Origin of the sequence: Lactobacillus sp. UMNPBX16 (genome assembly GCF_002553775.1) — a bacterium.
GTDB classification, from domain to species: Bacteria; Bacillota; Bacilli; order Lactobacillales; family Lactobacillaceae; genus Lactobacillus; species Lactobacillus crispatus.
In genome coordinates this window covers 30,987-43,092 of record NZ_PCYU01000039.1, presented here as the reverse complement: position 1 = coordinate 43,092, position 12,106 = coordinate 30,987, and the positions used below count along the sequence as shown (strand labels likewise).

Genomic DNA, 12,106 nt, shown 5'->3' with positions numbered 1-12,106 from the left:
TGTGTAGAAGAGACACCTTAGAATCCTACTTTGATTAAATAAATAATTAAAAAATCAATTTACGAGAAAGATCTATTTACACAAAAGATTTGACAGTTTCATTCTGCCATTAACTGTCCGCTTCTTAGCTATACGCTTTTGATAAAACTTGATTTTCGCATAAAGCCTCTTTAGTGACTTAGGCAAGACTAAACACTGTCCATCTTGATAATTAAAGTGACCTACATTAATATCAACTCCTGTACCTTTGCCAGTTTTAGCCTTGGGTAAAGGCTTTTCTAGCTTATAAGGTATAGAAGCATAATACTTATGGTTTACTTTAAAAATTGAAACTACACCAATTTTACCCGATAAAGGCTTATTTGAAAGTTCGATCCCTGCCCAACGATCCTTATATGGGGTATCTCTAGGCATTTCTAACCAAAGTAGTCCATCCTCTATCTTTGCTCGATCAGTTTTAAAGCCTTGGCGCGGATTTTTCTTAGAGCGGAACTTAGGCTTGCCCCAATCAGGCTGTGCTTTATTAAAGAAATTTTGCCATGCTTTGCCTAAATCCTGTACCGCTAACTGTAAAGTGCGAGCAGAGTAGGCATACTGCCAATCTTCCTTTTGTTCAATCATTAGGTCTCTTACTAAACGCCAATTAGGACTAGGATTTAAGTGATAATCTTGATGAGTCATGCGCCATTTCTTAGTCTTTTTATTCTGCTTAGGAATAAAGGTAGTGGCAACTACTTTATCAAAAATAGTACGTGCCATATACAAGTCTTGCCATAAAGCCAAGGCTTGATTCCAACAGTATCGACGGTAGTTACACCAATCGTCCAAAATTTGCTTCATCGCCTCATCTGGTTTTAGACGGTAAACGCGTGTTTTTACTATCATTTATTAGTCAACTCCTTGTCTTCGCTAATCTTATGCTTGTATTTACGTAAGCCGTAAAGACGACAAGAAAAGACGTGTAAAATACTTAAGACATCTTGAACCAATTCTTCATTAGGCGACGTTTCTCGATTGTTTAAGACTACTATTTTGGTGCCATTTTGATTACATAGTTTTTCAAACCAATCATAACCAAAGCGGATAAAACGATCTTGGTAAGTAATGTAAATTGTTTTAATCTTTCCTTGCATTACTTCATCAAGAAGCTTATTCCACTTTTTGCGCTTATAATTCAGACCGCTACCAATATCGATGATCATTTCATCAAGAATAATCCCTTTAGCGTTGACAAATTCGCGTATGAACTCTTCTTGATCTTTTAAATCATCCTTTTGATTAGCAGTTGAAACGCGTGCGTAGCCAACTACCTTGCGCTTATCCTTCTTAGGATCAGAATTATTATTAATGTACTTAAGATAATCCTGTTCAGTATAGTAGCGCTTATTTGTTGGAGTACGATGTGCTGGAAAAATTCCTTTACGATCCCACTCCTGTAAAGTGCGCACTGTCACACCCAAGCGTTCAGCCATCTCTTTAGGTTTAAGAACTGCCATAATCTTCATCTCCACATATTACCTTTAGTAAAGATTATAGCATTTGCTTCTACTAAATTCTATAAATTTCTATTTCTTTCTATGGCTTAATTTATCATTTCTTTCTCCTAATAGTTTTTGTAAATATTTTGCTACTAAAATTTCATTATCATTAACGGATTTTATTGCAACAAGATCACTCAAGATTTTAAGCTCTTCAGTATCAGTCAAAACATTATTCTCTTCAATAATTTAATTTTCCTCTCCAAAAATCAAATCGCTTTCACCTTGATTGTAGCCGCTGAGTTCTTGATAGTAAAAAAATATGACTATCATTTATTCAATGACAATCATATTGAAAAATATTAATTATATTTTTGCTTTATCTTACTGAAGCACCAGTTGTGGTATCAGTCTCTGGTTCCGGAGCTGGCTTTCCTTCTAACTTAGAAGCACCAGATACCGCATCAGTTTGCTTAACTTGATTTTCGTCAGTTACCGGATATTCCTTGCGTCTGCTTGGATCAGTATTAGATGGCAAATTATCAGCAGTATAAGCAATGTGCGTCAATTTAGCATGCTTAACGTCATCAATTGTCTTGCATCCCGTTAATTGCATATCAATCTTTAATTCATCATTTAATTGTTCAATAACTGAAGCAACTCCATGCGCACCACCTAAGGCTAAACCATAAAGATATGGACGACCGATTCCAACAATGTCAGCACCCAAAGCCAAAGCTTTAAAGATATGAGAGCCACGACGGACACCTGAATCAAAGATAATTGGCACCCGATGATTTACTGCTTGCGCAATTTCTGGCAAAACATCAATGGTAGCAGGAGCACCATCAACTTCACGACCACCATGATTAGTTACGTAAATTCCATCAGCACCGGCTCCAATTGCTTTATAGGCATCTTCAGCACACATAACACCTTTAACAAAGACTGGCAAACCTGATTCTTTCTTAATTCTTTTAACATCTTCAGGACCAATCTTTTGCGCAGAAGAAGCGTACATTTGAGCTACGCTTTGACCTTTACCTTTTGCACCAAGGTAACGCTTAAAGAAGTCCAATGGTACAGGATAAGTAAAGTTAGTCCGCAAGTTTGCTTCACGATAACCTGATACCAAAGCATCAACGGTTAAGAAAATGCCTTGATAACCAGCTTTTTTAATTGCATCAAAAACCATCTGATTAAAATTCCAGTCTTTACTCAAATAAAGTTGGAAAAACCTTGGTGCTTCTGGAGCTGCAGCTGCAATTTCTTCTACACTCTTATTAGCATAAGTACTAGAACTAAAGAGCGCACCAGCCATAGCAGCACCCTTTTGCGTTGCGACTTCCGCATCTTTATGTGCAATTCCATGACAAGCAATTGGAGCGATCATAATTGGCGTCTTTAAGTGCATCCCCATAAAATCAGTATCAGTTTGCGGATCAGCCATCTCAGTCAAAGCACGAGGTACAATTTGAAAATGATTAAAAGCAGCAGTATTGTTACGCCAGGTCCATTCATTTTCTGCACCCGAAGCAATATAATAATATGCACCTTCTGGCATTACCTTCTTAACACGTTCTTCAAGTTCATCCACATTCACCATCTTGATTTTTTCATCGCGGTCACTTTGTGGAAAGCCTTCGTAGTAGTGGGTCATTCGTTTTTCTCCTCTCAATATATATTGTATGTTAATTTCATTATAGTTTGTAAGCGGTTTTGTTGCAAATTGATATTCTAAATTTATATATGATCAATCAAATTTATATATAAATTTTAGTAATAAAAAAATATCTGTAAGAGCTTACAACAAAAGTTGTATAATAAAGACGTTGACACTATTACTGCAAGAACTTACTTAAAGCAGATTAGTGGCATTTTCTTTATTGCATGCCTTACTGGATAGGTTGCACTGCAAAAATTAAGAAAAAGAGGCATAATTTATGAAAAAAATTTTAGCGATTAATTCGGGTAGCTCTTCTTTTAAATTTAAGCTTTTCACCTTTCCTGATGAAAAAGTTATCAGCGAAGGGATGGCTGATCGAGTTGGGCTTAACGGCTCCACCTTTACAATCAAGGTTAAAGGTGAAAAACACCAAGAAAAAGTTGACATTCTTGATTCCGAAACTGCCGTTACAATCTTGCTTGAAAATTTAAAAAAGTATGATTTAATTGACGATCCTAAAGAAATCATCGGAATCGGACATCGAATTGTTGCGGGTGGTGAAGAATTTAAGGACTCCACCTTAATTGATGAAAAGTCACTACAAAAGATTTATGATTTGAAACAATATGCGCCGCTTCATAATACCGCTGAAGCCGATGTCATTAAGGCCTTCATGAAAGTATTGCCTGGCGTCCCTGAAGTCGCTGTCTTTGATACTTCATTCCACCAAACCTTGGATCCAGTGCACTACTTGTACTCACTTCCATATAAATACTATGAAAAATACGGTGCAAGAAAATATGGCGCACATGGCACTTCGGTTAGATATGTTAGTCAAAAAGCCGCTGAAATTATGAAACGCGACTTAAAGGACTTGAAATTAATCGTTTGTCACTTAGGATCTGGTGCTTCAGTTACCGCTGTGAAAGATGGTAAATCATTCGATACTTCAATGGGCTTTTCACCAATGGCGGGTATTACGATGAGTTCCCGTTCAGGTGATGTTGATCCTTCTTTACTTGCTTTTGTCATGAAAAAGGAAAATCTTGATGCTGATCAAATGCTTAAGGTTCTAAACAACGAATCTGGTTTGTTAGGAATTTCAGGCATTTCACCAGATATGCGTGATTTACGTGGTGACATGACTAAGCTCGAAGGGGAAAAGAAGAAGCGTGCTGACTTAGCTAGGAACATTTTCATTAATCGAATCATTCGCTATGTTGGTGCTTATACCCTTGAAATGGGTGGCCTAGATGGTATCGCCTTTACAGCTGGTGTTGGTGAACACGACTTTGGTGTCCGTGAACATGTCATGGATTCACTCGAACTTTTAGGCCTTAAGCCTGATTCAGCCGCTAATAAAGAAAATGCCACCATTATTACCAAGCCCGACTCAACTATTGTTGGTATGGTTATTCCAACTAATGAGGAATTAATGATTGAACGCGATGTTGTCAGAGTAGCTGGCTTAAAGTAAAAAATAGAGAAAAGAAATAAGACGAAGGACAAAATCCTTCGTCTTATTTTGCGTATTAAGCCATTGCTTTTTCTTTTCGTTCATTATATGCGTAATAAATCCAAGCAACAACACCAAAGGCCACTGGACCAATAGCCGTCCAGAATGAAGTTTGCCAGTCTCCGGTAAAGAGTGGTTCGATACAAGTAAAGATAATTCCGACCGCAACCACTAACCAAACAACAATTGTCGTTGCCCAAACTTTTTTCTTACCTTCAATAAAAACAAATGGCCGATCTAAGTCTTTTTTAGCTTTAAAAAATGGGTAAGCAGCAATTAAAAATAAATATGGTGCTGATGAAGAAACATTCATCATATCCATTAAAATTGTATAGAATTGTTGTGCTCCATTACCACCAAATGAAATAAATAAGATAATAACGCTAACCACAATTGCTTGTACCCACATCGAGAATTCAGGCATATTGTGCTTATTTAACTTAACCATCTTCTTAGGCAATAGTCGCGGATCACACCCCTCAATAAATGATTTAATCGGTGAATAAACCATCAAAAAGGCAGCGGCAATTCCTGATAACACATCCGCAATTCCGGCCAAACGAGAAAAGACAGTTCCAATTGCCAGTGAAGTAGAATGTGATAGACCTAGGCTATGACCAGTGACAATACCTAAATTATTAATCAAAACATATTCGACATTAGCTAAGTCAACACCTTTACCACCTAACGATTTGTTCCAATTAACAGCCACCCCACACATAAAGATGTTTACAACATAAAGTGCTGTCATTAAGACCATGGCCGTAATCAGAGCCTTAGGATAATTCTTTTCCGGTTTATCAACTGAATCAATTACTCCTGAGGTTGTTTCCAGACCACCATAGGCAAATAAAGCATAGACAATAAATGAAATAACCGCAATCGGTGACTGAAATGCTGGATTAGGTGAATGAACCATATTTTGTGCGGTCACTGGTTCAGCTAATTGCCCACGATTCAAAATAAATACAAAAAGTGAAACTGCTGTAAAACCAATGGCAATTCCTAAAGTAAAGATCCCACCAATATTATTAATCGCCTTTATTTTATCAATTCCCTTTGCGGCACAGAATGTAACAATTGCCAAAAAATAACTTCTAAAACACCTAATAATTGGGTTGAAGTTAATGGTCCTAAATGCCAACTTTGGGTTGTATCATGACCAAAAATTGCAGTTGAAACTGAAACCAAGAAGAATTGGGTTGAAGAAACCAACCAAATCACCCAAGCTGATAGCCAAATAAAAGTTCCAATAAATGCTACTTTTTCATTAGTAGATCCTTCAAGCCATGAAAAGATTCCACCTTTAATTCCTTTAAAGGAAGCACCATATTCAGCGAAAATTAAGGCTGATGGCAAGAAGAATAAAATAGCGGTGACAATATACCAAATGATACTTGAATAACCCATTTGGTAAAAAGCTGTCAGAGAATTACTAAATCCAAAAATAGAAGAAAAAATCATCAAGACCAGACTACTACGACTTATCTTGCTGTGATCATTATTCTTCATAAAAAATAAAACAACTCCTTTAACATAAACAAACAATTTCTATTATGAACTTTTATCATGATATTTTCAAAAAGAGCTTTCGAATAAAAAAAGACGAGATAGCATGATGCTATCTCGTCATGGAACGACTTACGCTTCGTATAGCAATTAAATCATTTAAAGAGTAGTAACTGCAGATAACTTTTTTGGAAAATCATTTCAAGAATGAATATTTTTTATTTTGTAGAGTTTTTAGAAACAATATTCCATCAGTACGTGTTATCTGCAGGAAACGTATATTACTTGGCTGTTTTAACTAACTTAATATTGCCTGATCTAACCCAAGTGTTAGTTCCCTTGATTCTGTAGAAAGTTGTTCCTTTCATAAATTTCTTTGCATCAAATTTAACTTTCTTAGCCACAGTTAAGTACTTCTTAGTGTATTTACCATTAGCATTGTAAAGTTTAACACCATACTTCTTAGTAGCAGCAATCGTACCACGGGTATTAATCTTTTGAGCCTTTGACACTCTACCAACATTAGCTACTTTTACAAAACGGTTCTTGCCCACTCTGTAGTATTTCTTGCCTTTGATGGTATAAATCTTGCCATTATCAAGAATCTTAGCTTTAGTGTGGAGTGCCTTTAAGCGATAGCCATCCTTAGATAAAATCAACTTGCCATTTTTGTCATAAACAAAAGCATTATGAATGTAAACCAAGTTTTTGGTATTTGCTACGGTTGCTTTTTGACTTATATTTTGTTTATCAGTATTTTCGGAAGATGTATTAACAGTTGTTGCTGTTGAACTTGTAGTTACTGATGTAGGTTCTTCAACATTAGTAATAGGAGTAAATGAAAAGTCAGTACCATTATCTACTGGTGCATTATTCCAATCTGACTTATTTGAATCAGAATCGTTCTTAATTGCATCATCAGCTTTTTGACTTCCCTTCTTGTCACCATTTTCAGGTACTACAGGAGTATCTTGTACCCAATCGGCTGGTGCTCCAACGTCATATGGATTATGTGGAATTACAGTTGCATCTGTATCATTTGAAATCACGAATTGAACAAATGGCAACGTCATATATCTACCAAAGTCATAAAAAACAGGATTACCATTTATCTTTTTGTTTGATGTAATCCTAGGTAAATTACCAAACAAATCTGTTTTTTCTGTTAAGAAACCGTTACTTTCAGACACTCTACTTACGATTTCTACAGGTATTTTCTTTCCCATTTCTTTTTCAATTTCTTCAATCACATTCTTACCAATAGTATCTCCAGTCATTATCCATTTATACCACTTATTAGGTAACAGATATGAAGCATTTCGCTTAATTTCAATAGTATCTCCTGGTTCAAGAATCAAAACATGTTTTTTATTATAAATCTGTTGATTTTTTTATTTCTTACAATGATAGCATAGCCACTGAATTTAGAGTATTTGTCCGTTTCATAACCGTATTTTTCATCAACATTTTTTTGTTCATCGTCGGTATTATTAATATTTTCGGTATAACGATTTACAGCCTTTTTACCATTTATAAACATACTAGAATGATTCATAAAATAATTTCTTACATCATCACTAGTTAATCCCTTGATGAATTTAATTTTATTGCTCCTCTTAATAGCATCATCATAATTAAAATTAAGTTCATAAGCTGTGTCAATCGAATCGCCATTGTTTACAGGTTGCTTAACATCATTATTTGTATTAACTACAGGTTGACTCATTTTAGGTTGAGCATTGGTGGCCGAAGACTTTGAAGTATCGTTCTTATTCTCTTCTGATTGTGCAGCAGATTTTGATCCTGCTAATTTATTTGTATCACTCTCATTAGCTACTACAGCAGAATTAGGTTGTGATACTGATTTGCTACTACCAGCATTTGTAGTAATATCTGCCTTAACTTGATCATTCAAATTAGCACCAGTTAATGCTAAAGATGCTAATGCAATTGCGGCTAGACTAGTAACTTTCACTTTTTTATTCATCTTTTTCTCCTCATTACTTTCTTAACCAATCTTTTGCATTCTACATCTTGTTATCTATCAAAATCTTTATATATTCGTAATTGCACTAACATTTTTTTATTTTAACAATTTTTTATTAATAAATGCTTTTAATATAAAAAAGCAGACCTTAATGGTCTACTTTAGTATCTAGTCATAATCAGTTGGGTTAATATCTGGTTTAGGTAGATTTGAGTTTTTATTCAACACAACACCTTGAATACCATTTTCGTAAGTCCAGTCTTTGAGAGCATTCATTTCTCCACTCAAATAATATTTACTAATTAATTCATTCCACTTATCCCATCTATCTAGTGGAACATTAATTAGTCCTGCCCCATGGTCAATCATTAATTTATTTGCAGCTAGTGTAGCAGTGCGCTTGTTCCCGTCCCAGAATAATTGATTACGCATATTATGATACATCAACGTCATTGCCTTATCTGCAATTGAAGTATCACTATGCATTAACTCATCAAAAAATTTTTCTTCTTGTTTATAGTTTAGACTATCTGGTTTGTACTCTCCCCGATTATTGCCCAACTCAACTGTAACTTCCCCAGTTCTAAAATTTCCTGGATCTAATGAATCATAACGTGCTACTAATAAATTAATGTTTTGTTCAATTTTCAAAGAAAGAGGCTTATTTTCATTAATTATATATTGCCATCCTCTCTTTAACTGTACAATTACGTTAGTATCATCTATTGACACACCTGCAGCACTCATTCCATCAACAATGGTTTGGGTTTGAGGCAATGTCGTAGTCAATCCTTCAAAACGTGAATTAGTAAATATTAATCTAACAAGATTTTTCCTAGCAAATCTTCTGTTCTGATCTTGCGTCAAATGAAATTTATCAGGATATTGCATATTCTCACTCCCTTATTTTTATCTAATAATCATTACTAATATCATACAGTACAAATTCAACTATTAGAAGATACATAAAAATTTAAAATTTTAATTATCTTATCCTCTGCCACAATAACTCTGGTCGCTGAGCTAATTCCGCATAAAGATGGCGACCATTTACGCTAATCCCCTCAAATTCACGACCTGTATGAAAGTGACCTCTAGCCAGCACTTTACCTGAGCGTTTCAATTTAAACAAATAATCATTAAAGGCCAAATAAATCTGTTTTTTATGCTTGTCATAGGTAATTCCTTGAACGGGAGAATCATTGCGCATAAAATCTCCTCTAGTAGCGCCAATCTCTTTAGGATACCAACTATTACCCTGACGAATAACTTCCCAATATTCAAAACGGTGGTCTGTGGCATCATGGTAAACGGCAATAAATTGGTGACCATTTACAAAAGTAGCATTATGGAAATAACGACCTGTTCTAGCTGAATGATTCCAAACTTTAAAAGTCCAAATCTGTTTAATTTGCAAATTGTTTTTACTAATCTGCATAATTTCTTCTGATTGAGAGCTCTTGCGCAATAAATGGTTATTAGCAATCACATAAATATACTTTCGAGTTGAACCGATTGCTTGTCCATGTCCCAATTTAATATATGGGCTTATCTTAACATGGGATGCAAGCCGCAGAAATTGTGACCAGGGTAGCCATGACAACTTTTGCATAACATAGCGATTAGGTACATGATTAAACTGATAAGAAACAATGTGAGCACGTGTATCATGTGGTGAATGATACATTGTTGCATACATTGAACCATTTGACACGGTCAATCCTTCTGGTACTGGTCCCACCGTTCCAGTTACCGAATCACTTTGACATAAAGTCGCAGGTTGATAGAAATAGGTTTTCAGTCTAAAATGTCCACTTTTCAAAACATGCGGTCTAGTTTCCGGAGCAAAGCTTCTACCCCAATTACCAGACGTCTTATAGTGTTTAAACCAGCTACGAGCACTGTCTCCAGCTTGTGGTTTTTTGGTTGCTTTAACAATGCCCTCTCTAGCATTAGCTCTCACTTGAACAACTGTCTGAGCATGAGCTTTACCATAAGAATAACTTACCCGATAGCTTTCCTTTTTACTTGATGAAACTTCTGCTCGAGATACTTTAACTTTACTTGGCTCAATTACCGTTCCTGCTGCATCTGTTGCATAATTAATCGCATCCCTAGTTGGAAAACTATAATGCGAATTCTTCACTAAACTAATCTGATGTACAACTGCAATTTTTCTTCTTAAAAAAGCTCGCTGATTGACCCAACCGCCTCTATGTCCGTCTAACCAAACATAGCAATACTTATTGCCGCGAACTTTTCTAACTGCACTGGCTTGAACATTGCCATGTTTAAACGTATTAGCAAGGCATAGACTTCTTGACGGACCTTTACGAGTTAAGTTTTGATAAATTCTATAAGACGTATGCGGATTAATCATCTTAGTCTGAAATGGATTTAGTTCTCGCGCCCAAACCACTTGCGGCTTCAAACATAATAACGTCATCAAACAAGCTAATCCTAAATAGACTTTTACTCTCTTCATTCTTATTTTTACAACTCCCTAAAAATAACGCAAAGTCTATTGTAGGTCAGTGAGATTTTTTATCAATATTATTATTAATTTTTAGATCAAAAAAGCGTAAAGGACAATAATTCATCCTTTACGCTACAATTTTTATTAACTTTTTCTAGTTTTGAACAATTAAGTTCTTCAAATCATCTGATAATTGAACTGGTGCGTACTTAGCACTTACTACTTTAATAGTAGAGGTCTTTAAGTATCTCTTCTTACCAATATAAGCATATCTGCTCTTACCGTTTTTAACGATCATCGATGACTTGTACTTCTTACCGTACTTGATCTTCTTCTTGGTTGCCTTAAAGTAAACCTTTTTAGCCTTAGCACTCTTCTTATATGCGTAGTAGATCTTTGCACCCTTTTTTGACTTAGGTGAAACAACGATGTACTTTAATGCTCTATTATTGTAAGCATCTTGAATGGCTTTTTGGTCACTTTGTGCTTGCTTGTACCAGTCTGCTTGACTTGGAACTGTTGCTGAAGGGGTAACATCAGTCGAAACAACATAAATTGCACATTGTTGTCCATCTACAGTTTGACTGTCAACATAATAGAAAGTAACAGAACCTTGATCGTTCTTAGCCTCGTTAGAGAAGTAAAGCTGGATGGTTTGACCTTTAGTATAATTTGAATCCATTGACTTTACGATTTTACCATCTTGGTTTACAGCGTAAAGCTTAGGATTAGCATTATTAACTGTAGCTGATACTGATCTACGCTTAATACTAATGGTACCTTTTTTGCTTGAAGTTTGTGTAGTTGCTGCATGAACTGGTTCTGCAGCAGACACACCTGCACCAGCTAAACCAGCTGAAAGCATCACTGCGGCAGCTAATGAAGTAAATAAATTCTTAGTTTTCATCGATATAATCTCCTAACGTAATCTCTTATAGTTCAATTATAACATTTTTTATTATTCGTAAAGGTAAAGATACGTCCCCCATTTCACTGGTTCTTGCTTACTTGGCTGAATTGCAAAATACAGAACAAAAATCCAACCTAACGGTATCAGCATTAACAGAATCCACCAACCTGTATAATTGATATCATGCAATCTTCTTACAGCTAGGCCTAATTGACATAATTTCAAATAAAGATAGATCAAGCCCCAAATGATCATGCCAATAATTACTATCGCTGAAATATGGTTACTATTGAAAGCAAAACCATTAATCATATCAACAGAATCATTTTCATAATGTGAAACTGGCATAAGTGTAGCACAAAAAGTAATAATGCCCCCGATCCAGATTAAAATCTCGCTTACAATGATGCCAATCCAGAAACTTCTTCTGGTAGTTCTTGCATTCCAGGTAAATGGTCGCAGAAAAGTTTCTTTCATAATTTGACCAAAACTAAAAACTGGGGCCTCACCATCTAACTTTCTTTCACCCTGGTATTCTTGTTTGTAATATGGCTCGCTCATCGC

The 12,106-nt window shown here is 35.5% G+C and carries 11 protein-coding genes and 1 pseudogene; 1 reads left to right on the top strand and 11 read right to left on the bottom strand.

Annotated elements, in window-relative coordinates; translation table 11 throughout:
• Positions 1-72: 72 nt before the first annotated feature.
• The 4 genes from CP367_RS08980 to CP367_RS08970 all read right to left on the bottom strand — a co-directional run bounded on the left by CP367_RS08980 (position 73) and on the right by CP367_RS08970 (position 3,138).
• The gene (locus tag CP367_RS08980) at positions 73-885 is read right to left on the bottom strand and encodes a helix-turn-helix domain-containing protein (protein WP_233186499.1); all 813 of its coding nucleotides are present in this window, start codon (positions 883-885) and stop codon (positions 73-75) included.
• Complete coding sequence (locus CP367_RS08975; protein ID WP_061204974.1) at positions 882-1,496, bottom strand: IS607 family transposase; 615 nt, start codon at positions 1,494-1,496, stop codon at positions 882-884. The genes CP367_RS08980 and CP367_RS08975 overlap by 4 nt, the downstream gene beginning before the upstream one ends.
• A 69-nt stretch (positions 1,497-1,565) precedes the next feature.
• Positions 1,566-1,706 (bottom strand): hypothetical protein, encoded by a 141-nt coding sequence (locus CP367_RS10760; RefSeq protein WP_158227331.1) that lies wholly within the window; start codon positions 1,704-1,706, stop codon positions 1,566-1,568.
• Positions 1,707-1,857: 151 nt separating this feature from the next.
• On the bottom strand, positions 1,858-3,138 hold the full coding sequence (locus tag CP367_RS08970) for a lactate oxidase (RefSeq protein WP_005723285.1): 1,281 nt from the start codon (positions 3,136-3,138) through the stop codon (positions 1,858-1,860).
• A gap of 283 nt (positions 3,139-3,421) precedes the next feature.
• Between CP367_RS08970 and CP367_RS08965 the strand changes: the two genes are divergently transcribed.
• Positions 3,422-4,621 (top strand): acetate/propionate family kinase, encoded by a 1,200-nt coding sequence (locus CP367_RS08965; protein WP_089146236.1) that lies wholly within the window; start codon positions 3,422-3,424, stop codon positions 4,619-4,621.
• 55 nt (positions 4,622-4,676) lie between these two features.
• On the opposite strand, the pseudogene yjeM reads toward CP367_RS08965, so the two are convergent.
• From yjeM to CP367_RS08930, 7 genes and pseudogenes are all read right to left on the bottom strand, one after another.
• Positions 4,677-6,172, bottom strand: a pseudogene (gene yjeM, locus CP367_RS08960) (glutamate/gamma-aminobutyrate family transporter YjeM).
• 278 nt (positions 6,173-6,450) lie between these two features.
• Complete coding sequence (locus CP367_RS08955; protein WP_143438844.1) at positions 6,451-7,446, bottom strand: SLAP domain-containing protein; 996 nt, start codon at positions 7,444-7,446, stop codon at positions 6,451-6,453.
• Between the two features lie 77 nt (positions 7,447-7,523).
• A complete protein-coding gene (locus tag CP367_RS08950; protein ID WP_089146234.1) occupies positions 7,524-8,156 on the bottom strand; it encodes a hypothetical protein in 633 nt (210 codons plus the stop codon).
• A gap of 168 nt (positions 8,157-8,324) precedes the next feature.
• A complete protein-coding gene (locus tag CP367_RS08945) occupies positions 8,325-9,047 on the bottom strand; it encodes a Fic family protein (protein ID WP_013086576.1) in 723 nt (240 codons plus the stop codon).
• Positions 9,048-9,141: 94 nt separating this feature from the next.
• Entirely contained in the window at positions 9,142-10,641 is a 1,500-nt protein-coding gene (locus tag CP367_RS08940; protein WP_089146086.1) for an SH3-like domain-containing protein, read from the bottom strand.
• Between the two features lie 145 nt (positions 10,642-10,786).
• Entirely contained in the window at positions 10,787-11,539 is a 753-nt protein-coding gene (locus tag CP367_RS08935) for a hypothetical protein (protein WP_005728136.1), read from the bottom strand.
• 51 nt (positions 11,540-11,590) lie between these two features.
• Positions 11,591-12,103, bottom strand: a complete 513-nt coding sequence (locus CP367_RS08930; protein WP_013086579.1) for a DUF805 domain-containing protein — start codon at positions 12,101-12,103, stop codon at positions 11,591-11,593.
• Positions 12,104-12,106 lie beyond the last annotated feature (3 nt).